Raw genomic sequence first — 26,909 nt, 5'->3', positions numbered from 1 at the left:
CGGATCTACCAGCTTCTCTTCCCTCCGGTGTCAAGATGTACGAAATCGGAGCTGGGATAGAAGCCGACACCGCCCTGATGCAGGTTCAGTGCCAGATCACGCAGGGTCTTCGTGGGAAGACCGCTTACCCGGATATCTAGCGCCCGCCCTTGCATATGCAGGCTGTTGCGAGCAACTCCACTACTGGTTTTCCATAAAAATTCATTGGTTGAGGGAGATCTGTATCCTGAGATAACCTCAAAAGAAGTCTGCACCTCACAATTATTCTGGATGGCATAGAGACTGTCAAACAGCAGCGCGTCGAGAGTGTGCATCTCCCCCGTGCGAAAATCACGCAGAAAGTACTCCAGGGCCTGACGCACGGAGCCGCCATATGATCCCGGCGTATAATCCACCACCATTCGTTCCCTGGTGTGGATATTGTAGAAGCGCAGAGGCCTGCTCACCACTTTTGCGGCAAAGACAGGTTTGGGCAAAATTAAACCAATTGCGGTACCGGCCGATGCTGCCAGGAAAGCACGCCTGTCCAGCCTGCTGGTAAAAAAAGGGGTATGTGTTGTCCGGCTGTTTCTGGAATTGTTTTTCATTATGATCAACAGACTTTGAGAACTTTTCATTTTCGCCCCCCTATTAAAATGAATACGGCCCTCTTTGTCAAGCTCGTCAACCCGGCAGGCCAAGTTAATGGTGGGTTGTTTTTCTTTTTTCCTACAAATCTGTATGGCAAAAGTGCTATCATAAAAGACACGGGGATGGTTTGGTTCTGCACAATTTTCATCAAAGATGAAGGACGACAACAGCATCGCATCCCAAAGCCTGCGCTAAAAAATGGAGCGACACCATGACGCCGAACGAGAAAAGAAGATTTCAACGACGGGACTCACTTCAGCTGCTGGATTATCAGGTCATCGACAAGTCAGGCAACGAAGGTGAATATTCCATGGGACGAACTCTTGATATCAGCGTCAAAGGTATAAAACTTGAAACATCCCGAAAAGTTCCCATGGATAAGTCACTGGTTATCACCCTCGCTATAGAAGATAATCTAGTGGATCTCCTGGGGAAGCCCATTCATTCGCACCAGGCAGACAATTGGTATATTTCCGGCATTGAATTCAATAAGATCAGCAGTGAAGGCTGCTCTATTTTACGGCAATATATCGATGAGCTGCAGATCCGAAAAGCGAAGCCTGCGGAACATGATTAGCCCCCATTGCCTGCCGATACGCTATGATGTTACCTTGATTTTTGGTGTCGCAGCTTTTTTTCAGCACTCCCCAACAGAATCGTATTCCAAATATATTCTTACCAGATAATCCCCGAGATTCTGATTATATTGAAACCCAGAGCCTATCTCTCTGTCTTTATGAGATTACCAGCAGATATGCGGCTTGCATTCCCGGCAATAAGTTGGTAGCATCCCGCCCGCAAATATGCTATTAAGATCATTAATTTTTCTCACCGCTGAAGCCATTCAGTTTCCAATCAGCTGGATTAGGTATGGAAAAAAAGAGCCGCAGTAAAAATATTCCCGGAAGCCCAGGCTTTGTGGAACGACGCAAAAACCGCGAAAGACGCCAGAACTCGGATAGACGCTGCAGTGAAGAGCGTCGTCATGATTTTCGCAACGATTCTAAAGGCCGGCGAAAATCATTGCGCGGCTGGCTGCGCTCCATCACCAATGCGCGGCTGGGTGTCGACCGGCGTAAGGGCGAGAGAAGAAGCAATCTGGACAGAAGACAGCAAAACCTTCAATCCCTGCTCACTCAGGACGAGATTTCCGATCTTCTTGAATGATGGCGTGGTGGCAATTTTTTACGAGATTATCTTGAATGACGGACTCAGAAAAAGTTGATCTATGTCGTTTCAGCTACAACGCCTCCCTTTCATGAATTCCCAAAAGCCCCGGCCAAACAGCGGCCTTTTATTCCCCCTGGATTGAAATGTGTATTCATGTCATTATATTTGTAAGGATGCTGACCTTTTCCGACAATCTGTTGAACGACAAATCAAGGAGATCAACATGGGATATGATGTCGCTGTTTTCAAACCCTATCCTTTTCAAATAGGGCAGAAAATTCGAATCAAAGAGACAAGACGGGCTGGAGACTGGGAGATAGCTGCAATCGGTGAACACACTGTCACATTACGTTGCCCTTTTTCTCATAAGGAGTTTGAATGGAATATTTTCTGCTATCAGGTGGATGAGCTGATGGATACGGCCTGGCCTGAAAAAAAATGAACCTCTATCCGCCTCAATACACGATACGGAGATCCCTGCCATCATGAAAGTATTCCTGATAATGGCCCAGACCCTGGATGGGCATATTAGCAGAAATTCCAGTGAATTTATTGACTGGACAGGCAGTGCGGACAAAAAAATGTTCGTGCAGGTCACCAAGGAGGCCGGGGTGATTATTATGGGATCAAAGACCTTTGATACCATAGGCAAGCCGCTGCCGGGCAGAAAAAACATCGTTCTGACCCGCAATAAAAAACGCGTCAGCGATGCCCCTGATCTTGTTTTCACTGCCAGAGAACCGCGCCAGCTGCTTTCGGACCTGGAAGGGGAAGGATATAGCAGCGCAGCCGTAATCGGCGGTTCTCAGATCAACACCCTTTTCGCCAGGGCCAACCTCATAGATGATATCTATATAACCATTGCTCCGCGAATATTCGGCCAGGGCCTGAGCCTCTTCAATGTCTCGCTCGATCTGCGGCTCAGACTTGTTTCCACCCGAATACTCGAAGAGGATTATGTACTGCTGCACTATTCCGTGAAGTGAGGTATTTTTCACCTCAGCAGGTGGAGTGAAACAGTCCCCCCACCGCTCTGCCCTGCTCAACCAGGGAATTGTATATCTGCACTGCCTTCTTTGTTTTTTCAGTTATTATCTCAACTTCATTTTTTTCGAGATAGGCTATTGCCTGAGGGGTAACCTTTAGCCGTGAATACACGCCCCGGCTCAGGACAATCACCTGGCAGCCATGCTCAAGAAGCTCCTCACAGTCTCCCGGTTGGATTCCCGGTGAATGTGCCGTGCCATGTTCACTCCAGTTCCAGTTTCTGCCCCCGCCGGGCCAGAGCTTAAAATCCTTGCCGGCCCCAATACCCTCGACCTCCATTTTGCCCCACTTGACCGAGAGAATTCTCGGCGAGTTTTTGTTGCTGCCTTCAGCCATTTGAAACCCTCGAATCCTTTATTCCTGAAATTCATTTCTCTTGGGCGGTACAACCGCCTCATCCGTCGGCCACTCCTGTTTTCCACTCATCCGTGAGTGAAAAACTAGATTACCCCTGATCCTCAGCTCAAGGTCGGGACTGCTCTTGGTATTGCTCTCTGCAGCCCGGACGGCTGCAGCGAAGCCTCTATGGACGGGTTTACTGCGGCCCGATGAAAGAGCAGTCCCGCCTGGGCCAGAAGATGCTGAATTTCAAGGGTAATCAGAAAAAACTATTTGTCGGCAGAAGCTTTTTTGAGCAGCGTCTGTAGTTCCTCAAAATGTTTATGTTCTTCCGATATTACCGACTGTAGCTGTTGCCGGGTCTCGTCGTCCTCTATAAAACCGGCAAGCATTTCATAAAAAAGAATCGTATCCTGCTCAAACCCTTGGGAAGTGGAAAGAATTTCTTCCAGTGAAGAGACGGATCGGAGATCATTTTGATCAAGAGAAAAGGTGCGATTTCTCACCATTTCCTGCAGGATAGTTTTGCCGACGGCTTCCATTTCGCGCTGCTCTGCTGTCAACTTCTTGTTTGCATTGATCCGTTCAAACCACTGGGCATGTTCCTTTTCATCGTCGGCCATACGGACCAGCATTGCCGCAATTTCCGGATCCTCGGCAGCCGCTGCAGCCTTTCTATAGGTTTCCTCTCCATTTCGTTCTATCTGGATGGCTATATGACGAATATCTGCAATGGTGAACATTTTCCGCCCCTTTTTGCTCTATTTTCGAACCTGATTACCCCTAATCCTCAGTAGAAGGCCGGGATTGCTCATTTTTTAAGGGTCCCTGTGCAGCGAAGCCCCCATGGACGTCCCGGCGTGGGCCAGGAGATACTGAGTTTCAGGGGTAATTACATTTTCGAATAAATATACGTTAGTCATCCCGGAATTGATGCGAAATTATTTTTTTCTAAATAACAGTGGAATCCGGATCGGCACGGAATGACGGCCTCTCGGGGGATAATGATGCGGCAGAGCCGACTTGTTTTAGAGCAGCATCAGCTTTTTCGCCAGTTTTCATAGCAAAGAATGGCTGCCGCCAGGTCCTCCAGAGACGCCCCCACCGACTTAAAAAGGGTTATCTCTTCCCCTGTTTTTCTGCCGGGATGGGCGCCGCGGGTAAGTTCGCTTAAATCAGCAACAACATCTTCCGCCTTGAACAGCTTTTTTTCCATGGGACTGAGGAGATCACCAGCCTCGGCTAATGCCCCCTCCCGGGTGTCGACAAAGACCTCGGACCTGACGATAACCTCGTCATCACTCTCCCGCATAGTCGGCTTGAACGAGCCGATCAGATCGACATGCACCCCGGGACGCAGCCATTTCCCCTTGATCAGGGGTTCTGTCGACAGCGTCGCACAGCTGATGATATCAGCCCATGATGCGTCTTTTTCCAGATTTTCCGAGACGCTGCAGGTTATCCCGGCTTTCTGATATTCCTCCGTAATCTTCCGGGATTTTCCGGGGCTCCTTGCCCATATGCGGATCTCCTCAAGGTCCCGCACCGCCCCATGAGCAAACCCCAGATATCCGGCAAGCCTGCCGCTGCCGACGATCAGCAGTTTTTTGGCATCCTTTCTGCTTAAATAATCTGCGGCAAGGGCCGAGGCTGCCGCAGTACGGCGAGCGGTCAATTCTCCGGCATCCATCGAAATCAGGGGAACGCCGCTCGTTCCATCCATCAGCAGGTAATTCCCGGTTATCGTAGGTAAACCGCGCTTACTGTTATCGGGGTAGACATTGAGCTGCTTCAATCCGACATATTTGCCAGGCAGCCATGCCGGCATAAGCAGAAGGGTGGCCTGTTGCTGTCCCGGGATATCCATGCCGTGATGGTGTCTGGGCGGAGCCTCGCACCCTTCGGCGAACATCTTTCTCAAGGCTTCGACGATATCCTGCCAACCCAGATTCCTGCCAACTGTGTCCCCATCTATATAGTGCATATTTCTCTCTCGCCTAGTTTATCTTTCTCGAAGTCGGAGTTTATGCCCGCACGGGTGCTTATCGCAGAGTCCATCCGGCAACTTCGACGACACAAGAACATCTTATCATTTCATTGTACAAAAATTTCATGCCGGTTTCCATCCTTTAAGTCCCCAGAGAAGGGAGACCAGCCCCATAACTGTCAGAGCGGCCGAAACCCAGACCACACCTTCTATACCGCCGGTCCGCCAGAGAACACCGCCGATGAGCACGCCAACCATCCTGCCCAATCCGGCAGCGGCATAAAATCCCGCCATCATGGTGGCACGCGCTTCAGGCAGAAGCTCGGTGCTCAAGGAAAAGCTTGTCACCATTGTATACTCAAAGGAGAAGAATACAAAAAACATGGCCACCATTGCCAGGGGCAGAGACGTTCCGATTATCGGCAACAGAAGATAGGCAGTGATAGCCAGGACAAGCCCGATGATGATCGAACGCTTCAAGCCGAGTCGGTCGGAAAAGGCCGCAGTTGAAAATTCACCCAGTAATTCAGCCACCCCGATGGCTACGGTGCTGAAACCCAAGGAGACCAGGCTGATATTAAAATCATGTTCAAACCAGGCGCCATAAACCACGAACAGGTTATCGTTTGCCAGACTTATCCAGAAACCGAAGGCCAGCATTCCGGCGGCCGGTCTAATCTTAAACAGCTGTATCAGGGAGTGAAAAAGCTGCTTTGCCCCCCTGCGCGATACCTTCTCCGGCTTATCGGCGGGAAACACCTTGCCGATAGCGACCCAGCCGACAAATCCCAGCAATGCGATGATGTAAAAACTGCTCCCCAGGCCGGCATATTCTATCACCAGTCCCAGCAGCGGAATACCCATAAGTGTCGATCCGGCCCAGGATATCTCGATAGTACCGATTGCCCGTGCTCTTTTGGAATAGGGCACATTTTTGCCGATGAAGGCCTGAAGTGCGGGATCAAAGAGAATCTTGCCGAAACTGGCCAGCACCAGACCCAGGAATACCACCCAGTACACCGGAGCGAGGCCGCAGAGAAGCATGCCCATCGCCAGTGTGGCCAGACCGGCCTGCATCATGAACCTGTAGCCGGTGCGGTCGGCCAGAGGACCGCTGAAAAGACCAACCAGTGAGGTAATCTGGGTGGTGGCGATGATAGAGGTGATGGCGGTCAGAGGGACATCAAGTCCCCTGCTCAGGGCAGGAGCAAAAGGATAAACAAAGCGTCTGCCGATATTGAGGAGAAGCTTGCAAAGAGTTCCTAGGATTATCTGCCGAGAAAGATGTCCCTTCATTTTTTTTTACCGTCTGTTGAAGTACCCCGTAAAGCAGTACTTTTTCCATTGTGATGACGCTGCAATCCATGGGCCGCTGTTTCTCTGGTGACTGTCCGGGAATGAGCAGTTTCGCAACCTGGGCGATCTGAAATCGAAGCGCTTGATTAATGCAACCGCAGCCATATAGCTGATATCGGTGTCGTTTATGAACAGGCGGGGATACCGAATAATTCTCTGTTGTACCCAATGCTAAAGAGATGTACAACCATTAGCCTGAGCATTGATTGAAAAAACCACAAACCTCTTAAGGTGACAATACACTTTCCGGTAGCCCTTGCAGGGCCGGTTGAAGTAGTGCAGGAAATCACTTTCATCCATCGCCGGCAGAACCTCATTTTTGAAGGTTTATTTTTATTTTGACCATATCAAGACGGGGCTGAAAAACCAACCTCTCATGGAAGACATTTCATAGGAAATATTCGCAACTCCGGTTGGGAACTGGTATATTTTAAGGCAAATACAAAAAGAATTAAAATAATGTCTACATAGATTTGTTACTATTATGATTTTCAGTTCAACTGTTTTTCTCTTTGGTTTTCTGCCCTGCATTCTTCTCTGCTATTACGCAGTACCTTTCCGCCTAAAAAACATACTGCTGCTTTTTGCCAGTCTACTATTTTACGCCTGGGGAGAACTCGCCTATACGCTTCTGATGATCGCCTCTATTGTCTGGAATTACTTTCTGGGAAGATTGATCGACAGAGGCCATGGAAATAAGAAGATAGCTCTGGTTTTTGGAGTAACCGGTAATCTTTTGCTCCTTGGGTATTTCAAATATTCCAATTTCATTATTGAAAACATAAATGTACTTTTTTCGGTTATCGGGCTGTCTGCGCTCCAGCCGGACCCGGTCCACCTCCCTCTAGGAATATCATTTTTCACATTTCAGGCCATATCATACCTGGTTGATGTATATAGAGGCGAGAGCAAATGCCAGAAGAATCTGCTCACCCTTGGCCTCTATATCTCTATGTTTCCACAGCTTATTGCCGGTCCGATTGTCCGCTATGGTACAGTTGCACGGCAGCTGGTCCGCCGCACAATTACTTTTGTGCAGATGGAAAAGGGGGTTCTTCGGTTTGTCTACGGCCTGGCTAAAAAACTGCTGATAGCAAACCCTCTCGGCGAAATGGCCGATGCCCTGTTTGCACTGCCGGCAGACCAGCTCACAGCATTTCCTGCCTGGCTTGCCATTATTGCCTATAGTCTGCAGATTTATTTTGACTTTTCAGGGTATTCGGATATGGCCATAGGTTTGGGATTGATGCTTGGTTTTACCTTCCCCGAAAATTTCAATTATCCATACATTGCCAGAAGTATACGGGATTTTTGGAGAAGATGGCATATGTCCCTGACGGCATGGTTGAGAGATTATCTCTACATACCTCTTGGCGGAAGCAGGGTTGCGGCTCCACGCATCGCTTTTAATCTGATAACGGTCTTTCTCCTCTGTGGTCTCTGGCATGGGGCAAGCTGGAATTTCATCATTTGGGGTGGCTGGCATGGAGCATTTATAATACTGGAGCGGGGAAGCTTTGGACGGGTTCTCTATAAACTGCCTGCATATTTCCAGCACTTTTACCTCCTTCTGGTGGTTACCATCGGCTGGGTATTCTTCAGATCCGAGTCCTTAGCCCAGGCCCTCTCGCTTTTGCAGGCGCTTTCAGGATTTCAGGGCTGGACCAATGATTTGTATCCTGTTCAATTGTACTTATCAGGAGAAACTCTCATGGCTGGTCTGGCCGGTTGTGTTCTATCCATGCCCATCTTTCAAATGATCAAAGCAAGGTTGGAAGAAGGGGTGCAGGGTTTTGTCATCAGGCTGTCGCTGATGTCCCTACTTCTTTATGGCTCCTTTATGAAAATATCATCAGGAACCTATAATCCATTTCTCTATTTTCGTTTTTAATAGAGCTGAACTAAGTCAACCGGGCCGGATACGTTTCCTGAGGTACATTTGAGCTATTTGATTTTTAAGTGTTTTCGCTTTCCTGTTTTTGACAGACTTTTAGGAGTACCGCACTAATGCGTCACAGCAATACCAGTTTTGCCGTTATTATAGTGGTCATATTTATGCTGGCAATTTTTATACCCTTTGTCGGTGCCTTTCTGCAGCAGGATCAGGGTATATCCTACACAGAGAAGCGTAAGCTGCAACAGCTGCCTGAGTTTCCAGAACGGCTCGAAGAACTGTCAAGCTTCATACCTCAGTTTGAAAAGTACTATAACGATCAGTTTGGCTTACGTGATATCTTTATTAAGAGTTACAAACAGGCCAAAAAACTGGTGGGTGATCACGATATTTCAAGCACTTCCGGTAATGTTGGCACCAAAAACACTGTAAAAGGGAAAGAAGGATGGTTTTTTCTTAACCGTAAATGGGACGGCGATCCCTTTTCCGATTACAGAAACATTGATCTCTACAGCGAAAACGAACTTCTTCGATCAACGCTGCTCTTCGCCGCCCGCGCCGACTGGTTGAAAAGCCGGGGCATAGAATATCTGTTTTTCTTCGCGCCCAATAAACATACGGTCTACTCTGAATATCTGCCGGATTACATTAAAAAGGAAGGCGATATCTCTTCCCTGGACCAGCTGGACGACGCCCTGAGAAGATATACCGATGTCCACTTTGTCGACCTCAGAAATACTCTGCAGCAGGCTAAGAATGAAGCATCGAAATACTGGAAGGACCAGAAAGAGGATGCAGCCCTCTATTACAAAAAAGACAGCCACTGGAATGGCGCAGGGGCAGATATAGCCCAATTTGAAATTGCACGTAAGATTGAGGAATTATTTCCGGGAAAGATACACCCTGCCAAACGTCCTTTTGATGATTTTGCCATGTCCGCTTTCGCCGGCGACATCACTCTTATTATGGGAGGAAAGGAGAAAGAGGCATATGGCCCTGTCCTGGAGAAGGGATTATGTACTTCTGAAAAAAAATCGGATTATCTGCAAAGACAGCATGTGACAGTATGTGAAAAAGGAATACTCAATGCCGTCATTTTTTACGACTCCTTCTTCCCGCCCTTGAAACCCTACTTTACCGATTACTTCCACCGGACCGTCTACTATTGGGAGGAAATGAGCAAATCCAAGGTTGAGGAGCAAATTTCCATCAAAAAACCCGATATCATCATCGAAGAACGAGCCGAGCGGCATTTGCCTTTCACTCCCGAGACCGAAAATGAAAGCTATAGTGAATTCTGGGAAAAACACTGGCCGAAGTGGAAAAATACCGTTTTTGAACTTGACCTGAAGGAGACAGGAAAGGCTGGTCGGAGCGACAATGTCACACTCAGCTACAATGAGAAGGATATGGCATTGCTGCTGGAAGCTATCAATGATGATCCGATACTCTATCTACCCAAAACAGTCTTTGTAAAAGACAGACTGTATCTGGTCAAGACCATAATTGTCAGCGATCATGATACCGAATTGGAGATCTTCTACAGCGTCATCGGCAAAGAGAACCAGTTCTCCCAGGAGCACTCGGTGACAACCCGGCTCGCCAAAGGTGAGAATACTGTTTTCCTGCCTCTTTTTTCAATGGATTTAGCTGGTGATCTTCGATTCGATCCAGGTAAGAAATCAGGAAAATACAGCATTCAGGGGCTGGAAATAAAAGAAATAGATTGGATAGATCTCAGATAGTACACTCTCTTAAATAACAAGGGTAGGGTCGTACATCAGATCTCCTGCGGCACTACCTGCTATGGTCGCATCCCATCAGAGTACAGGCGATTGCGGCGACCTTCCGCGAGGCTCCCCGCTCCCCCAACCTTTCCCTGACAACAGCTAATTCCCGGCAAACCTCCTGGTACTTATCCGGATTGGAAAGTATCGCATGGGCAGAATCACTGATTGCCTCTGCAGTAACCTGCTGTTGCACCAGTTCGGGCACAATACACTTTTCGGCGATCAGGTTGACCAGACCGATATGTTCCACACGAATCAGCGCCCGGCCCAGCCGGTAGCTCAACGGAGAAACCACATAGGTAATAATGATGGGAGTTCCGCAGATAGCGGCCTCCAATGTTACTGTGCCCGAGGCCACGATCGCCAGATCGCATCTGGGAAACAGCTCGCTTACCGGTTCACTGCTGATTTCGACATGTCGTAGTGAACATTTGTTCAGAAGGGAGGGAATCAGTGTTTCGTCGATGGACGGAGCTGAGGAGATCACAAAGCGGACCTTATCCATCCTGTCTTGCAGGAGCTGAGCGGCTTCAAGCATTGTCGGGAGAAGACTGCCGACTTCGCCGGGCCGTGAGCCCGGCAGGAGCCCGATAAGCGGGGCCTGAGCATCAGGCAATGACGGCAGGCGCAGCGGTACTCCGCCTGTCCCGGAATCCATCAGGGGATGACCGACGAAAGATACCGGGACGTTGTGCTGCCGGTAAAAGTCTTCTTCAAATGGCAGGATCACTGCCATATGATCCACTCTCTTCTTTATCTTTTTGACCCGGCCGGACCGCCATGCCCATAATTGCGGGCTTATATAATACAGCACAGGGATGCCGAGCTTTTTCGCAGTGGAAGCCAGATGAAGATTGAATTCAGGGTAATCGACCAAAACCAGCAGATCAGGCCGGAGGCCGAAAAGCAGCTTTTTGAGCCGGCTCATGGCCTTGAAAACCTCGGAGGCCTTGGCAAGCACTTCCGTTATGCCGACAACAGCCAGGCGATCGGCATCAATCAGGATATTTGCTCCAACCGCACGCATGGATCTACCACCCATTCCGCAGACATACAGGGAGTTGTGCTGCTCACGCAGGGCCTTGATCAGATGAGCTCCATGAAGATCACCTGATGCCTCACCCGCCACCATGACTATCGATTTTAGTTTCATAAAAAAGGTGCTGCCGCTATCGTGCCAGCCGTTCGCTGGTCTGCTGAATTTGATCCATTACGCTGAGTGCGATCTCCAAGGCATCTCTTCCCATCCTGCCGGTGACCTCCGGTATCTTCCTGGCGGCAACGGCTTTGATAAACGAGCAGATTTCGTCATTAAGAGCGTCGGCATTTGAAAAGCTGCGCTGATCGACGGTCATGCCGGGAATAATTCCCTCGCTTTTGATTCCATTCTGACGGATTATGGTAATATTGCGGTCGGCGAAATTCACGGAAATGTATGCATCATTCTGAAAGAGCCTGATTTTGCGTTCATTTTTCATGGAAATGCGGCTGGCGGTTACATTGGCGATGCAGCCACTGTCAAACTCCAGGCGGGCATTGGCTATGTCCACGGTATCAGTGATCACCGGGATTCCGGCAGCATGTATGGTTTTGATGCCGGAGCCCACGAAATTTAAGATGAGATCGATGTCATGAATCATCAGGTCAAGCACTACGCTGACATCGAGGCTGCGAGCCTTGAACATGCTCAGACGGTGCGATTCAATAAAAAGAGGTTTATGAACGGTCCCCTGCAAAGCAACCACCGCCGGATTGAAGCGTTCCAGCTGTCCGACCTGGATAAGGCTTCCTTTCTTTTCCGCCAGGCTGATTAAGTCATCGGCCTGTCCGATGGTTGTGGTAATCGGTTTCTCGATTAAGACATCCACACGATTATTGATAAAGTCGCGGCTGATCGAATAATGAGACTCCGTCGGCACTGCGATACTCACGGCATCGACTTTGCCGATCAGTTCCCTGTGATCATAATAGGCGGGAATGTTCCATTGCTCTGCAATCCTGTCAGCCTGCAGGCGATCGGTATCCGCAATACCTATCAGGTCAACCTCGGGATGACGGCAATATTTTTCTGCATGGAATTTTCCCAGATATCCGACTCCGACAACACCAACCCGAAGACGTGCCCTCCCTTTTTTTTCCTTTTTGGTCATGGCAAGCTCATCGTATCCGGTTGTCTGGCTGGAGGCCCTTGGAATTATTCTTCAGCCAGTCACGTCCCTTGAAGGTCTTCTTCATTAAAACCGGCAATGGTCATCCCATACCGGTTGGCATGCTCAACCATGGTCTCACGATCGAAAACCACGGCCTTGCCTGCTTCAACGGCCAATGCTTTAACATCGACCTGTTGCATCGTTTTGATAGTACCCAAACCAATTGCAGGAATATCGAAACGGGTATCCTGAGTAGGTTTGCAAACCTTGACCACAACTGCCTGTCCTTTTCCCAGAGAGCCTCCCCGGGTAATAGTGGCATCAGTTCCCTCGATGGCCTCGACCGCCACCACACTGCCGCCGGCAACAACTACACATTGACCTATATCCAGTCGCCCTATTTCCTTGGCAATCTTCCAACCGATACGCATATCTTCACGCTCGGAACGTGATGGTTTTCGAGAGGTCCAGATGCCGGGCGGGGCAACCAGTTCGGGAAGCAGAAAGGTCGAGGATTCAATGCGGATACCTTCCTTCTCCAGCAGATCGGCGAACGCCCTCAGTATGGCATCATCATGAGTATGACGCATGCGCGCCAGCAAGGCGATGGCCTTTGTATCCGGACGGAAGTGGGTTAGCAGTCGCGCTTTGGCGACCCCGCCGATCATTACCGCATGGGAAATATCATGTTTTTTAAAAAATTTGATGATTCGTTTGATCTGGCCCAGATAACACCATTCCAGAACGGGGACATGCTCAGCCAGCAGCGGATCCGTTTCACCCTGATAACCGATGGCGCATACCTGCAGCCCCTTGAGATGCGCGGCCTTAGCGAACAGCAGGGGAAACTGGCCATTGCCCGCAATCATACCTATTTTTCCAGTCATCATTCAGTTGTCATGTTCGCTTGATTTCAGTTGCACACTGCTGCGCATTGTATGATTTCAAATTTGTCATAATTATGATAATCTCGTGGGAAGCCATCGAAGCAGCCGAGATGGACTCCATCATCTCAACTGCTCATTGCTTCATTCAGGATATAACAAATTCTTTCAACATGTTCATCAGAGAGATAGGGGTGTATCGGCAAGCTTAATATCCTCTCGCATATTTTTTCGGTTACGGGAAAATCATCTGCCGCAAACCCCAGGCCACTGTAGGCCGTCTGCTGATGTAGTCCTTTAGGGTAATAAATCATCGAAGGAATGCCTGCTTTTTTCAGAGCATTATGAATACTATCCCTGGAGTCGGACAGTATCGAATATTGTGCCCAGGCAGATGAACAGTCATCCGGAATATGTTGAACCGTAACCCCGGGCTTATGCCGGGAAAGAAGTTGAGTATATTTAGCGGCGATTTTCTGCCTGGAGGCGAGCTCATCAGGGAAAACCTTGAGCTTCTCCAGTAAAATCGCGGCCTGCAGTGTGTCGAGCCTGCCATTGAGACCAATACGGATATTGTCGTATTTCTCTGAACCCTGTCCATGATTTCGTATTGATTGAAGCTTCTCGGCATATACTTCATCATCGGTGAAGACCGCACCTCCGTCGCCGTAACACCCCAGAGGTTTTGCCGGAAAAAAGCTGGTTGCCCCTGCATGCCCGAGTCCTCCCGCCCGGCGTCCTTTGTAGGCGCCGCCAAAGCTCTGGGCCGCGTCCTCCAGAACAAAAAGTCCCTCTCTTCCGGCTATTTCCAGGAGAGGTTCATAATCCGCGGGTAAACCGAAAATGTCAACGGGAATTACCGCCCGTGGCTTCAGGGCGGAAATCCCGCAGGGAACTTTGGGGAGAGGATGAATGGCAGGATCAATCTTCTTCATAGCCTCTATTGCCAGGAGAAGCTTGTGATGATCAATATTGAAGGTTTCGGGATCGATATCAACAAATATCGGGGTAGCACCAAGCAGAGAAATAACTTCCGCTGTAGACACAAAGGTAAAAGGAGTGGTAAAAACCGCATCTCCGGGTCCAATATTCTCTGCCATTAACGCCATTAACAAAGCGTCGGTGCCACTGGAACAGGATATCGCGTACTTGACCCCGACATAACCAGCCAGACGTTGTTCAAGCTCGTAAACCTCAGGGCCCATGATAAATTTACCATGCCGGAGCACAGAGTCTATACCGGTACGGATTCCCTGTTCCAAAACTTCGAACTGCGCCTGAAGATCGACAAATTGCATGTTTTCATTTATTTGTTGCTTGTATTGAGAATCGAACAGCTGTTCTTCTCAAGAATATAAACGTCACCCGTATGTGGACATGAGTCCCGGCCTTGTCCGGATAGCGGCAGAGATAACCGTTCTCCAAATCTACTCATCCATCCTATGTGTTTTGCCGGATTTCCGGCCATCAGAGCAAATGGCGGAACACCCCCGGTAACGACGGAACCGGCTCCAATGAAGGCATATTCCCCAATGCTGTTGCCGCAGACGATCGTGCAGTTCGCACCAAGAGTCGCACCTTGTTTAACAATTGTGGACATATATTGATCTCTGCGTGAAATTTCGGCGCGGGGATTAATAATATTGGTAAAAACCATACTTGGGCCACAGAATACATCATCTCCAATAATTACGCAGTCATAAATTGAGACGTTATTTTGAATTCTGACGTTATTGCCTATCCTGGCCTTTCCGCTGACAAAAACATTTTGCCCAAGAGAGCAATTATTGCCGATCCGCGCACCACTGCTGATATGGGTCCAGTGCCATATCCTGGTACCATTGCCGATCACACAATCTTTATCGATAATCGCAGTCTTATGACTGAAAAAGCTCATGGATTCTTTTCATCGGAGGAAAATTCAATGAAATCAGGAGAGAACGGTCAGAACTCCCAGCAGACAAAAGGGGAACTGCAGTATCACCGCACTTCCCCTTAGCGGGCATAAAAGCGTTTTTCTTTACTTCTTCACCATATCCTGATTGCAGCACTGCAGAGGAACATTGCAGGCCTCCTCCTCACCTTCCTTACAACTACAAGGCTTGGACACTTTCAGCTCAAGGCCGCAAACATTGCAGACAAACAAATCGCCTTCCTTCATATCGCAACAGTTAGCCATTTTAACCTCCATTATGAAGAATTTAACTATTTAAGGCAATTTTATAAACGCCTTCGTTCGACTTGCCGGCCATCGTCAAACGTCTGTTTCCGCATTCATGGTTTTTACCGGGTGATCACAGACGGAATAACATTAGGATCGATGCAAGAGCTGCATTTCCTTTCAGCCTATCGTATCTTCGCCGCTTTTTCCAGATAATTTCCACCGGTGCGGAAGGGGCGGAACGAGGACCGCTGATATTCTCAAGGTAACGTTTGAGCGCAATTGATGGTCGCCGGCAATAACCAGCTGAGGACATGGCCGTCTGGAATGACAGCGCGGAGTTTTCCTGAATTGTTATCCCGTCCCAGCTGGGCTGGGCTAGTTTACAACCGAGTTAGATTCTTGATTTCATCAATAGTTATTGATATTGCCGAAATCATTCTTTATTTGCATACAATTCAATATCCGGATACAGTTTTTTTGCACAATCCGGACATATCCCATGAGTAAATTCAGCTTCGGAATGATCACGTATATATGATTCCATCTGCTTCCATTGCCCTTGATCATCCTTGATGTTCTTACACGATGCGCAGATAGGAAGCAGACCACTCAAAATTTTTATTTCTTCGAGTGCTTTCTCTTTCTCTTCATACAATCGTTTCCTCTGCATGCTCAGGATGGTCGCCGTCCAGATTGCAAATATGGCCAGGAAACGATTAGCGACAACCTGCCAAAGCTCACCACCGACCGGAGATATAAAAAAACCGATTATAGTCAACAAGGAACCGGTGGTTGCCATATACACCGGCATTTTTTTTCTGGGCGACCACAATGAAATAAGAACAACCAGGATATACGGCACTCCTCCCGCAATACCCAGAGGGATTGACGCATCTATCACAAATATTGCAAAAAAAAGGAACAGACACACCATCAACAAGAGATGGTCGGAGCTGAAGAATGTCGCTTTTATTCCCATAGAAAGTTACTCACCCAGGACACCCACATATGGCAGGTTTCTATATTTCTGAGCAAAATCGAGTCCATAACCGCAGACGAATTCATCCGGAATGTCCTTGCCGCAGAAGTCGATCGGAACATCGAATTTCCGGCGCGACGGTTTATTGAGAAAGGTGCAAACTTTCAGTGATTTGGGATTTCTATTCTTCATCATGCGAATAACCTTCTGAAAGGTGGTGCCGGTATCTATTATATCTTCAACAAGTAGCACATGCTTGCCTTCGACAGATTCATCAAGATCCATCACAATTTTCACATCACCGCTGCTGACAGTGCCGTCGCCATAGCTTGAAACAGCCATAAAATCGAGCACCAGTGGGTAATGAATCTTTCGTATCAAATCGGCCATAAAGACTACGGAACCACGCAGCAGCCCGACCACCATCAGTTCTCCGCCGCTCTCCCGGTAATGCTGGGTGATCTCCTCTCCAAGTCCGGCCACGATTTTTGCTATCTCTTCTTCTCGAATAAGTATTTTTGTGACTCCGGTATCCGGCATGATATCCTCTTTATTTTAAAGTATTATGAATTTCGGCCAACAGAACATCACTTTCAAACGCTTGTCTCCTGAAACAATATTTTTCATAATAATATGATTTCCGATGAAAATCAGCCGGAATAGCAGAGTTCAACCTCTGTCAATGATTACCAGATGATAATCACCAATTAAACTCAGTCAAAGACAGATGGCGTCATCTGCAAAAAGGCCTGTGCAATATCTTCAAGCGTAGCATGAATCCAGCTGAATTGGTTTCTTGGTCAAGGCCACAGCGGCTCGTTCTTTTTCAGTTCGGCAAGAGAATAGTGGGTTCCCCTCCAGATAATCCCTCTATCCCGATAATTATACCATGCCGCCCGAAGAACAATGTAAACGGAAAGGTACGGAGTAATAATAGTCCCAGGGGCGCACCAGGGCGAGATTTCCAGCAGACGTGTGCCGTAATAGAATGCCGTTATCCTCACGAGTATTGCACCGACAAAAAACAATCTGCTATAGCCATCGAGGAACATCGTTGCCCAAAAGGGCACGATAGTGAGCATAACCATGCCAAAGAGTAGCGGGATCAACATGAAATAACGGTAGTTAATGGTGGCCATGGCATTTTTCATCAGGCCGTTCACCATTGCCCTTATATCGGAGTACCAGGGTACCGTCACCAGATCCATGCCAAGAAGGCCTTCCTGATGGTATCCGTCGCGTTTGATGTTCTTGCCGAGCATAATATCATCTATGGGATGCATACGAATAGCTTTATGACCGCCGACGGCATGATATACCTGCTTCCGCACCATATTGAAGGCGCCAACGCCGATAAAGTTTTTCGAGTTTTTTTTCCGTGCCCGCCACGGTCTGAAAAGCTGCAGAAGAGACGCACTGGAGTCGAGAATCAAGCTGTTGAGCAGCCAGCCGGGAGAGATATTTCGAAAGACTAAGGCAATATGATCGAGATCTTCGTTTTCCATATGTTCGACGGCCCGGGCAATAGTCGTACTGTCCATCAAAATGTCACCATCGGTAAAGAGTAGATAATGACCGTTCGCCGCCTCCGCTCCAAGCTGCAGAGCATGGGATTTTCCCATCCAGCCCTGCGGCAGATCGTCAATGTGCAGGATCTCCAGTGCTTCATATTTTTTACCGAGTTTCTCAAGGATGGCACCTGTTGCATCGCTTGATCTGTCATTTATGGCTATTATTTGCAGATGTGGATAATCCTGACGCAGCTGGGCCCGGATGGTCTGCTCAATATGCTCTTCCTCATTGCAGGCCGGTATTATAACGGAAACCAGCGGCTGTTCCCGATCTTTCAACGGATCGACCTCGCTCAACCTTCTCATGCCGCGTATACCGAAAAAAAGATCGGCTGCCGAAAGGCAGGTAATGAGAAAAATCATCAGGGCGGCAGAGAGAAAAACAATTTCCATATATGCTGCTCCTGTTTATGCCTTACTTCTGAAAGTCGTCACTTAAGACCAGAAAACGATAATGTATTTAATTCAGTAATGGGCCTTTACTGCCCAGGCACTGATCCAGCTCTGCTGGTCCGTAGTCTCCCGATGAGTGAATCATTAACGATCGCATAGATCATAGAAAAAAGATCAGACTCTTAACGACGCCATAGAGATAGTGTAGTCATTGAGAAGAAGGGAAGAAAGAATGATTCGCTCTGTTCAACCTGGCAGGCTCAGGTACAGCGTTATCACGAGCTCGCGGTAGATTACTACAGCTTTCCCCGTGATGCCTCGTCCCATAAACCTGCCAGGCTCATGAAATCATATTTAGCTGCGAAGCAGAGTCAGGCTGCGCTCTAGTCTTTGCAGGAAAAATTCGAGAACTTCAGGATAGCAAGCCAGGCTTTTATAAAAACGTTCACCACCAAACTCGACAACCGGGCATTCGACATCAAAACCCATATTTTCTAGGCTGACTTTCCAGCTTGGTCCCTCCCCCATTAAGTCATCTTCGACATGAAGTCCGGCGATGAACAGCAGGGGGAGTATGCGGATCCGCTGGTATTTTTCAACCAGCATCGATCGTTTCATTTTGCGGAAAACCGCCTCGTGGTCCGGAACTCCTTCAAGAGACGCTACCATAACATGATCATAACGGTCGGTTACAAGTTTTTCGAGGCCGAGACAGACACCGTTGGCGGGATCTCCGGCCAGGGGCGAACCGTGAAGGGCAAGAAGATTCAGCGCTTGATCTGAACCTGCAAAATCTTTTTCAACGACACTCAGAACCTCTTTGACGAATTTCCACCTGTGCATCAGGGTTTCCCCGACAACAACTTCCAGATCGGGAAAATTAACTGCCGCAGCAGATATATTCTGATATTCCGCCCCGGGAAAGATTTGCAGAGGCAGAATGATGGCTTGGCGGAAGCCGGCAGATTTCACCTCAACAAGGGTCTGATGAAGGCTTGGCTTTCCGGTTTTCCGGCAAATTATCCGAGAGGTGTAGCCCCAGTAAATCGAGTAGTTTCTATAGCGCTCGGCCACCTTTTCGTGGAACAGGTCAAAAATAGCCTTTCCCCGACGACTGCTGCCGAATGCAGCTAATATCAGGGCAGGCTTATCGGTTATGTGCTGCGCTATCATTTTTTCAGGATCACCAGATGACTGCTTGAGTATATAGTATTTGTTTCACAATCCGCAATTTCAAGAATCGAAAGCGGTCCTTAGATCATGGTAAAGCATTCCCAGCCAAAGCGAATTTCCTAGGCCTGCCTTCATCCTTCCATCATTTGCAGTTCTTCCCTTCTTCGATGATACTCGGTTATCCTCTGCAGAAGCTGTGAACTTCTCCGCCTCAGCTTCTGTAGGGAAAGATACGGAATATACCTGGAAAAGGGGATCAATTCGTAATTTACATATCTCCCCTTCACGTCAATAATATAGGGTTTGCAGGTACCGTCGGTAAGCTGTTTGAGGACAATATTTTTTAGATTAAGATCAAAAATCCATATCCGGTTGGAGATCAGGAAATCACAGAATGTTTCTGTTATTTCGAGAATATGCCCTACATCACAATCGTCCTGGAAGACGACCGTATCCCAAATGGTTTTTGATATAGCGCCATCATCATCTCGGATACAATCGCAAACAAGTCCCTGCCCCTGATCTGTATTGACAAAACCATAACAGTGGCTGACAAATGACAGATCAATTCCTTCTTCCCGCAATATCCGATAACCCTTCAGTTCATTGTGATTAGCCTCGGCTTTCTTTCCTGCGGTGCTGATCGGAACCTTTATCACCAGTTTGGTGTCTTTCGGATGTCGATAGCAGGTTCTTTCGCTTCCTCTGTTGATGACCAATTCATCCGAAAGATGGAGGATATCACGATGATTAAGAGTATTCTTATGGGCAAAGTTGTCTTTATTTTTAAAAATAGGCATTAAAAGAGTCTGGAATATAAAAATTACATACGGAAATAAGGTGTATATCATAGAAGAAACCGTACTTTCTTTCAAAATTCAAGAAAATACGACGGCCGCGGGAATCCATCAGAGTAGCAGCGAAAGGCCGATCCGCTTTCTCTGGATATCAACTTCAACAACTTTTACCCTGACCTGCTGCCTGATACTCACCACTTCCGAGGGATCTTTGATGAAGCGGTCCGCCATGCGGCTGATATGAATCAGGCCATCCTGTTTTATGCCGATATCGGCGAATGCCCCAAATTTAGTGACATTGGTGATAATCGCCGGCAGTATCATGCCGACCTGCAGATCTTCCATGGCGTGAACGCTGTCATCGAAGCGGAACTGCACGAATTTTTGCCGCGGGTCCCTTCCCGGCCTGGCAAGTTCCTCCATAATATCATTCAGCGTCTCCATGCCGACGCCGTCGCCGCTGTAGTCATGCAGCCGAATGCGGCTTCTGGTTGACTCCGAAAGTAGAAGATCCTTAACCTCGACTCCAAGATCCCTGGCCATTGTCTGCACCAGAGCATATCGTTCCGGATGGACACCGCTGTTATCCAGAGGATTTGCCGAGTTACGGACGCGGAGAAATCCGGCACACTGCTCGTAGGCTTTGGCGCCAAGCCTTTTCACCTTGAGCAGATCTCTGCGACTGCGGAAAATTCCATTGTCATTACGGTAGGCCACAATATTGGCGGCAAGAGTCGTTCCCAACCCGGCAATATAACTGAGCAGCTCACCGCTGGCGCTGTTGACCTCCACTCCGACGCGGTTGACACAGCGAATCACAACTTCCTCCAGGCTTTTCTTCAGATCGGTCTGGTTGACATCATGCTGATACTGTCCGACGCCTATGGATTTCGGATCAATTTTTACCAGCTCCGCCAACGGATCCTGTAGCCTCCTGCCGATGGAAACAGCACCGCGTACGGTAATATCTTCATCCGGAAATTCCTTTCGGGCTGTTTCCGAAGCCGAATAAATCGAGGCACCGTCCTCGTTGACAAGAGTGATAAGAAGCGAATCCTGAAGATTGAGGGAGCGCACAAAGGTCTCGGTCTCCCGACCGGCGGTACCGTTGCCGATCGCTATTGCTTCGATTGCATGCCTGTCGGTCAGTTTTCTGATGACGGCTGCCGCCTGTTCGCTGTTTTTGCCGCCGTGGGTCGGATAAATGGTCTCACGATGCAGCAGCGCCCCCTGTTCATCAAGGCAAACCAGCTTTGCCCCCGTTCTGAATCCCGGATCCAGGGCCATCACCCTTTTCTGTCCAAGGGGTGGGGCAAGCAGCAGCTCTTCCAGATTTCTGGAAAAAACCTCGATCGCCTCGGCATCCGCCCGTTCCTTCAGAGTCTTGCGCAGTTCATTTTCCAGCGATGGCGCCAGCAGCCGGGAATAGCTCTCCTCCAGTGCCTGAAGAAGCTGTCCATTTTCCCTGCGGTGGCCTAAATATAACGAGCTGATCACCTCCAACGCCTTCTCGGCGGCAGGACGGATGGACAGCTTGAGATATTTTTGGGTTTCACCGCGGAAGAGGGCAAGCAACCTATGCCCCGCTGCCTTGGCGACAGGCTCCTGCCAGTCGAAATAATCCCTGAATTTGACAGCCTCTTCCCGTTTTTTCTCCACTACGCTGGAAGAGATTACCGCCTCTTTTGCAAAAAGACTACGCAGGCGCCGACGCACGTCGATACTCTCACTGACTCCTTCGGCGACAATATCGCGGGCACCGGCCAGAGCATCTTCGACGTTGATTATTTCATGTTCCTCCGAGAGAAAGTCCGCGGCCTTTTCCTGATATGGACCTCCACTCAGGATCAACTGCGCCAGGGGCTCCAGTCCTTTTTCCCGGGCAGCCATCGCTCGGGTCCTTCTTTTTGGTCTGTAGGGTAGATAGATATCCTCAAGGTGGGTGAGGGTCTCGGCGGCATCGATTTTTCGGCGGAGATCGTCCTGGAGCAGGTCTCGTTCGGCAAGGGACGTGAGAATTGCCGACTTGCGCCTGACCAGTTCCCGATGATGCGACAGGCTGTCCCTGATCGCGGTAATCTGCACCTCATCCAGTGATGAGGTCATCTCCTTGCGGTATCTCGCTATAAAAGGAACGGTGCCGCCCTCTTCCAGCAATGATATGGTGTTGGCCACACTCCGCTCAGCGATCCCCAGTTCGGCCGAAATGGTTTGTGTTTCTTTTGCGGTGATCTTCATTTTGTTTCTTTCTTTACTTTTTTGGTTCAATAGACTGAAGCGCCCTTTTGTTCAGGAGCTCAATCATCAGAATGGCGGTGAAGCAAAAGTACCCTAACTCCGGAAGAGCCGCTTTTTAAACTTCCACGAATCCTGAACAATCCATCATACCTTATAAACAATACATTGGCAGTGGTTATCATTCTACGGGGCGAAATGAACAGTTTAAAAAACTGAGGAAGGAGAGGAGAAGCAGTTTATTTGAAGAGACAACGAGACGAGCCAGTGGCCTGTCCCGAATTGGAATTGCATTATAATTTCCTGATTACCCTATCCTCAGCGCAAGGTTGGGACTGCTCTTTTCTCGGGTCTCTGCAGCCCGGACGGCTGCAGCGAAGCCCCCATGGATGGGTTTATAGCGTCCCGATGAAAAGAGCAGTTCCGACCTGGGCCGGAAAATGCAGGGTTTCAGGAATAATCAGTTTTACTTTGATACTTTACCCTCCATTGCCGAGATGCACCGCGATATCCGCCCGCTGAGAACGTATCTCCCTGGCAAAAACCACGAACCGCTGTTCGCTCCCGCCTTGCAGGGCATCAAAGGGATAGCAGGTGATCAGCGTGAGCCACGGGGTAACGGTCTCTTCAACAAAGAGATCCTGCTGGTTTTTGATTACTGTGGATACTACCTGATAGCGGCGTTCCGCATCGTCGATATTCTGCAGCAAAAGGACATCCCCCTTTTCAAGTTTATTGAGGAAACCGAATGAGGTATCCCGATGGCCCACCAGGGCGCAGTTTCCCTCGGTTGCCGGCTTGGCGCTTTGAGAAAGATGACCCGGACCAAAGGCCAGTACCTCACCGCTTTCACCCTCCAGAACTATGCAGTCGATACCGAGCCGTTCGACCCGCAGCCGTGCCACGGGCCAGGTATCCGCCCACGGCCACGGCTTGACGGGATTTTTCCCGGATATTGTCTGCTGCCAGGCTTGCTGCAGCAAATGTTGAGCGACTATCGCCTTGGCTTTTATATAGAGGCCGTCGCCGATAAAGAGAGCGGCCAGGAGAATCAGGGCCAGGCCTGTCCGTCTGCCTATCCATCTTTTCATTTTCATGAATATCTCCTTCTGGAAAGCTGAATCACGAGGGTGCCGATAGCCAGCACGATAATTCCCAGCATGATAGCCAGGGAAGAACGGGTCGCCGTATTTGCCACACCGCCGAAGACCTTGGTATACTGCCAGCCCTGGGGCAGATTGGTTTTCATAGTGGAGGATTCCAGATCCCTGTCCCGCGGACGGGAAACTTCTTCTTCGACCGCAACCAGGCTGGTATAGCGGCTGACCAGGTGATGCTTCACGGCGATATCGATCACCTCCCGGCGTACCGTATTTTCATCGGCGCCATGATGGAGGGTATCAATCAGGCCGCGAATCTTTTTTCTGGCCCACAGAGCGGCTATTCCCGGACGCATCTCGCCCCTCCCGGAAATATTGATATCCCATGGCTTGCCAAGCTGAGTGCCACTCAAGCGCAAGGGACCAAGGGCTTGCGACGTTTTCAGCAGTAGACGAAGGGGTTCTCCGCTGTAGAGATCGGGGAGAGGTTGGGGATATACTTCCATTTCGCCGCCAGCTACGGATTCCAGTTTTATTCCTGTGATCACGGGATTTTCCAGTTTCTTAAACAGAGTGGTCATCTTCTCGCCAACCTCATCGACGTTGCCGATGAAGGAATAACTGCCCCGCCCAACAGCGGCGGCACGTGTCATGAAATAGGAGTTGGGCGCGGAGCCGATTCCAACTGTGAACAGCCGGGAATCGCCCAATCGCCTGGTAATATACGCAAAAAGTGTTTCTTCATTGGCGACCGCTCCATCAGTCAGAAAAATAACCTGCCGGATGCGGCCGTGATCGTCTCTGCCGTCGAGGGCCAGCTTAAGAGCTGAGGCAATCTCGGTACCTCCCGAAGCCTCGAGTCCGGCGAGCTGTCCCAGCGCCCTTGATCTGTTCTCCGCAGTTGCCCTCAACGGTTCAGGATAGAAAGTCCTGGCCGAATCGTTAAAAACCACGACATTGAAGCGGTCCAGCCGGCGAAGCCGGGAAATTGCCAATTGCAAAGCCCTCTTGGCCTGTCGGATTGAACTCCCGGCCATGGAACCGGAAATATCAAGGACAAACATCACCTCGCGGGGCAGAGGGTTTTCCAGAATTACCGAGGGCGGCGTAATCATCAGATAACCATAATTGTCATCGGAGACAGATTCGGTGAACAGTGAAGCTGAAATCTCCGAGCCTGCATCCGCCCTGTATTCTATGACAAAATCACGATCTGCATAAACCCTGCCGTCAAAGGACATGCTGTAGGTGCCGTCGTCGAGTATTTTCGTCCTGGTACCATGATAGAGGCTGGTCAGGCCGCGCAGCGGAAATCCGGGTGCCAGGGAGAGGGAGAGCTCTACCGGGTTGACGGCGGGTTCGGAAGGTACGGCGACAGGAGGAGTTATTTCGGAAGCATCCCCAACCTCATTGCTGTCGGCGGACCAGCCGCCACCATCAAATGAAATGTTCTGTTGACTATTGGCCAGCGGTTTCCCGGGAATATACCGTGGACCGACAACAAGGGGAAATCGATAGGAAAAAACATCATTATCGAAATGCACTGCATCGAGAAATTCGATTTCGACCTCGACCACACCATTGGGAGGGATGTTGGCAACAGCCATGGAAAAAACATTCGGCCGTTTCTGGGCGAGCAGAGATGTCTTCTTCCCCTCGCTTCTGGCTTTCTCATAGATCCTGCGAGCTTCCCGCTTCTCTTCTATTTTGCCGACAATTACCCTATCTCCGACAATCATGCGCATATGCTGCACTGCACTTTCGTCCGGCAACGGAAAAACATACACCGCTTGCCGCCACTGATCGCTGTCATTTATGAAGCGCTGCCGTACAAAAGCATTGGCCACCATACCGCTGATGGAAATCTTCACCTCGTATTCAAGAACCGGCGCCTTCGAAAATATTGCTGTTTCGTCATGTTGTTCAGCAGCAATGAACAATTCGCCGCGCCGCACATCATTGAGGTCGGCCTCTTCCCCGGTAGTTCCGGTTTCTGCCGAAGCCTGGGAAAAACTGCCGAGCAGGAGGAAGAAGGCAATGATCATGATATAGATTACGATGAGGAGATTACCCGGATCGCCGGTTTTCACAGGATCATTCTTGCCGTGATAAATGTCTGCTCTATTTTTCATGCTCCGTCCCTTATCCTGTGATGGTAGTAAATGTAAACTTCTGATCGTTAAAAACGCCGCCGTGAAAAAAGGCAGCTGTTTACCGTACCTTCACATTAAAAACCTTCAGTGTGACAGAGCGCTGAAGAAAAAATGACAATGTCCGCAGCAATTATGACGAAAGATGACCATGCCGGAATTCTGTCACTGGAAATCACAGAAACCTGACCGACATGGGCGGCAAAGCGTCGGAGGTTGCTCTCAATCTAAAGCCGGTTCCTATCCTGTGGGATTTTCCTTTCAATCAGGACAATGAAAGAGCGGCAGTAGCCTTTATTGGAAAAATTGAAAAACACAAGGGGATACGGTCAAAAAGGGCGTAGGTTCGCAAATGACAAAAGGTTCATCGGTTTGAATAGCCTTCGTCTGCAAATAATCAATGGGAGCGGGTGCTGTCGGGCCAGGGATGAACATAACCCCGCCGAGAACCATAAGACAGGATTATGCTGTAACTCCAGTATTCACTTTTCCTGGATTTTCAACAGCTCTTCAGCCTGGCGAAAAGAGTCTCCATATTCCGGCTTCTGTTCGAAATCCCCGCGTATCATTTTGAGGGCGTTGCGTTCCTGTTCGATTTCCTTGCGTGTTCTTACCCCGAGTCGCCGTAGCACCGGCAACGGCGGACACCAGCCCTGCAGGGCGTGCTGGGCAAGAAAGCCCGTTACTCCCAAAGAAAGATAGAACCATCTCCGGTCAACAAGCTTGCCGAGCAGGACACCGCTGAAGGCAAGTATGGAGGCGTTGAGCTCTAATGTGCGTTCAGTATCCCATTCCCTGTCCAGTTTTTTCAGACGGGAGTCAATCTGTTCCGGGGATGTAATGGATTGAGCGATATTATTCACCGTACATTTTCGAATACGCTCCTGAACAGTATGTCGGGTATGCCTGGGAACGCGCTCTGCAGATGAGGGAATAATACCTGTGGATTCGGATTCTCTGCCATGAGTTGCTGACGGGGATTTCATTGTTGTCTGCTCCATAATATTTCTCCTTTTGTTGGAAATGACTCACCATTAGCCATATGGCTTACGGCAGCAACATTTATGCCAGAGAAATCTTCGGCTTTCCTAAAGTCATCG

General features: G+C 49.1%; 26 protein-coding genes. 6 read left to right on the top strand and 20 right to left on the bottom strand.

Going from position 1 to position 26,909, the window contains the following annotated elements; all coding sequences use genetic code 11:
• Positions 1-5: 5 nt before the first annotated feature.
• Positions 6-617: a YcbK family protein gene (locus JWG88_RS07515; protein WP_205233084.1), complete on the bottom strand. Its 612-nt coding sequence runs from the start codon at positions 615-617 to the stop codon at positions 6-8.
• A gap of 224 nt (positions 618-841) precedes the next feature.
• Between JWG88_RS07515 and JWG88_RS07510 the strand changes: the two genes are divergently transcribed.
• The 4 genes from JWG88_RS07510 to JWG88_RS07495 all read left to right on the top strand — a co-directional run bounded on the left by JWG88_RS07510 (position 842) and on the right by JWG88_RS07495 (position 2,786).
• Positions 842-1,207: a PilZ domain-containing protein gene (locus tag JWG88_RS07510; protein WP_205233083.1), complete on the top strand. Its 366-nt coding sequence runs from the start codon at positions 842-844 to the stop codon at positions 1,205-1,207.
• A gap of 293 nt (positions 1,208-1,500) precedes the next feature.
• On the top strand, positions 1,501-1,797 hold the full coding sequence (locus JWG88_RS07505; RefSeq protein ID WP_205233082.1) for a hypothetical protein: 297 nt from the start codon (positions 1,501-1,503) through the stop codon (positions 1,795-1,797).
• Positions 1,798-2,023: 226 nt separating this feature from the next.
• A complete protein-coding gene (locus JWG88_RS07500) occupies positions 2,024-2,242 on the top strand; it encodes a hypothetical protein (RefSeq protein ID WP_205233081.1) in 219 nt (72 codons plus the stop codon).
• A 43-nt stretch (positions 2,243-2,285) separates the two neighbouring features.
• Positions 2,286-2,786, top strand: coding sequence for a dihydrofolate reductase family protein (locus tag JWG88_RS07495; RefSeq protein WP_205233080.1), 501 nt, complete (start codon positions 2,286-2,288; stop codon positions 2,784-2,786).
• A 13-nt stretch (positions 2,787-2,799) separates the two neighbouring features.
• On the opposite strand, the gene JWG88_RS07490 is transcribed toward JWG88_RS07495, so the two are convergent.
• From JWG88_RS07490 to JWG88_RS07475, 4 genes are all read right to left on the bottom strand, one after another.
• Positions 2,800-3,183: an Mth938-like domain-containing protein gene (locus JWG88_RS07490; RefSeq protein ID WP_205233079.1), complete on the bottom strand. Its 384-nt coding sequence runs from the start codon at positions 3,181-3,183 to the stop codon at positions 2,800-2,802.
• A gap of 272 nt (positions 3,184-3,455) precedes the next feature.
• A complete protein-coding gene (locus tag JWG88_RS07485) occupies positions 3,456-3,929 on the bottom strand; it encodes a ferritin family protein (protein WP_205233078.1) in 474 nt (157 codons plus the stop codon).
• Between the two features lie 296 nt (positions 3,930-4,225).
• The gene (gene lhpI / locus JWG88_RS07480; protein WP_205233077.1) at positions 4,226-5,170 is read right to left on the bottom strand and encodes a bifunctional Delta(1)-pyrroline-2-carboxylate/Delta(1)-piperideine-2-carboxylate reductase; all 945 of its coding nucleotides are present in this window, start codon (positions 5,168-5,170) and stop codon (positions 4,226-4,228) included.
• A gap of 126 nt (positions 5,171-5,296) precedes the next feature.
• Entirely contained in the window at positions 5,297-6,469 is a 1,173-nt protein-coding gene (locus tag JWG88_RS07475; RefSeq protein WP_205233076.1) for an MFS transporter, read from the bottom strand.
• Between the two features lie 544 nt (positions 6,470-7,013).
• Between JWG88_RS07475 and JWG88_RS07470 the strand changes: the two genes are divergently transcribed.
• Both JWG88_RS07470 and JWG88_RS07465 read left to right on the top strand, forming a co-directional pair.
• Complete coding sequence (locus JWG88_RS07470) at positions 7,014-8,420, top strand: MBOAT family O-acyltransferase (RefSeq protein WP_205233075.1); 1,407 nt, start codon at positions 7,014-7,016, stop codon at positions 8,418-8,420.
• 116 nt (positions 8,421-8,536) lie between these two features.
• Positions 8,537-10,168 carry an alginate O-acetyltransferase AlgX-related protein gene (locus JWG88_RS07465; RefSeq protein WP_205233074.1) on the top strand — a complete coding sequence of 544 codons (1,632 nt, stop codon included), beginning with the start codon at positions 8,537-8,539 and terminating at the stop codon, positions 10,166-10,168.
• Positions 10,169-10,220: 52 nt separating this feature from the next.
• Here JWG88_RS07465 and lpxB read toward each other — a convergent pair whose 3' ends face one another.
• The 15 genes from lpxB to JWG88_RS07390 all read right to left on the bottom strand — a co-directional run bounded on the left by lpxB (position 10,221) and on the right by JWG88_RS07390 (position 26,810).
• A complete protein-coding gene (lpxB, locus tag JWG88_RS07460; RefSeq protein ID WP_205233073.1) occupies positions 10,221-11,366 on the bottom strand; it encodes a lipid-A-disaccharide synthase in 1,146 nt (381 codons plus the stop codon).
• A gap of 16 nt (positions 11,367-11,382) precedes the next feature.
• On the bottom strand, positions 11,383-12,363 hold the full coding sequence (locus JWG88_RS07455; RefSeq protein ID WP_205233072.1) for a Gfo/Idh/MocA family protein: 981 nt from the start codon (positions 12,361-12,363) through the stop codon (positions 11,383-11,385).
• Positions 12,364-12,422: 59 nt separating this feature from the next.
• Positions 12,423-13,232 carry an LpxI family protein gene (locus tag JWG88_RS07450; protein WP_240194311.1) on the bottom strand — a complete coding sequence of 270 codons (810 nt, stop codon included), beginning with the start codon at positions 13,230-13,232 and terminating at the stop codon, positions 12,423-12,425.
• 143 nt (positions 13,233-13,375) lie between these two features.
• On the bottom strand, positions 13,376-14,545 hold the full coding sequence (locus JWG88_RS07445; protein WP_205233071.1) for a DegT/DnrJ/EryC1/StrS family aminotransferase: 1,170 nt from the start codon (positions 14,543-14,545) through the stop codon (positions 13,376-13,378).
• An 8-nt stretch (positions 14,546-14,553) separates the two neighbouring features.
• Complete coding sequence (locus tag JWG88_RS07440) at positions 14,554-15,144, bottom strand: acyltransferase (RefSeq protein WP_205233070.1); 591 nt, start codon at positions 15,142-15,144, stop codon at positions 14,554-14,556.
• A 123-nt stretch (positions 15,145-15,267) separates the two neighbouring features.
• Positions 15,268-15,426: a hypothetical protein gene (locus tag JWG88_RS07435; protein WP_205233069.1), complete on the bottom strand. Its 159-nt coding sequence runs from the start codon at positions 15,424-15,426 to the stop codon at positions 15,268-15,270.
• Between the two features lie 418 nt (positions 15,427-15,844).
• A complete protein-coding gene (locus tag JWG88_RS07430; RefSeq protein ID WP_205233068.1) occupies positions 15,845-16,390 on the bottom strand; it encodes a hypothetical protein in 546 nt (181 codons plus the stop codon).
• A gap of 6 nt (positions 16,391-16,396) precedes the next feature.
• The gene (gene hpt, locus JWG88_RS07425; protein ID WP_205233067.1) at positions 16,397-16,930 is read right to left on the bottom strand and encodes a hypoxanthine phosphoribosyltransferase; all 534 of its coding nucleotides are present in this window, start codon (positions 16,928-16,930) and stop codon (positions 16,397-16,399) included.
• 260 nt (positions 16,931-17,190) lie between these two features.
• Positions 17,191-18,354, bottom strand: coding sequence for a glycosyltransferase family 2 protein (locus JWG88_RS07420; RefSeq protein WP_205233066.1), 1,164 nt, complete (start codon positions 18,352-18,354; stop codon positions 17,191-17,193).
• A gap of 354 nt (positions 18,355-18,708) precedes the next feature.
• Positions 18,709-19,527 carry a sirohydrochlorin cobaltochelatase gene (locus JWG88_RS07415; protein ID WP_205233065.1) on the bottom strand — a complete coding sequence of 273 codons (819 nt, stop codon included), beginning with the start codon at positions 19,525-19,527 and terminating at the stop codon, positions 18,709-18,711.
• Between the two features lie 131 nt (positions 19,528-19,658).
• Positions 19,659-20,327, bottom strand: a complete 669-nt coding sequence (locus JWG88_RS07410; RefSeq protein ID WP_205233064.1) for a YrbL family protein — start codon at positions 20,325-20,327, stop codon at positions 19,659-19,661.
• A 108-nt stretch (positions 20,328-20,435) separates the two neighbouring features.
• Positions 20,436-22,562 carry a Tex family protein gene (locus JWG88_RS07405; protein WP_205233063.1) on the bottom strand — a complete coding sequence of 709 codons (2,127 nt, stop codon included), beginning with the start codon at positions 22,560-22,562 and terminating at the stop codon, positions 20,436-20,438.
• A 476-nt stretch (positions 22,563-23,038) separates the two neighbouring features.
• Positions 23,039-23,656: a class GN sortase gene (locus JWG88_RS07400; RefSeq protein ID WP_205233062.1), complete on the bottom strand. Its 618-nt coding sequence runs from the start codon at positions 23,654-23,656 to the stop codon at positions 23,039-23,041.
• Positions 23,653-25,791 carry a marine proteobacterial sortase target protein gene (locus JWG88_RS07395; RefSeq protein WP_205233061.1) on the bottom strand — a complete coding sequence of 713 codons (2,139 nt, stop codon included), beginning with the start codon at positions 25,789-25,791 and terminating at the stop codon, positions 23,653-23,655. Before JWG88_RS07395 ends, JWG88_RS07400 begins: the two co-directional genes overlap by 4 nt.
• 500 nt (positions 25,792-26,291) lie before the next feature.
• Entirely contained in the window at positions 26,292-26,810 is a 519-nt protein-coding gene (locus JWG88_RS07390) for a hypothetical protein (protein ID WP_205233060.1), read from the bottom strand.
• Positions 26,811-26,909 lie beyond the last annotated feature (99 nt).

Source organism: Desulfopila inferna (assembly GCF_016919005.1).
GTDB classification, from domain to species: Bacteria; Desulfobacterota; Desulfobulbia; order Desulfobulbales; family Desulfocapsaceae; genus Desulfopila_A; species Desulfopila_A inferna.
Note: the sequence above shows the minus strand (reverse complement) of the source record. Positions and strands in the feature narration are given on the sequence as shown.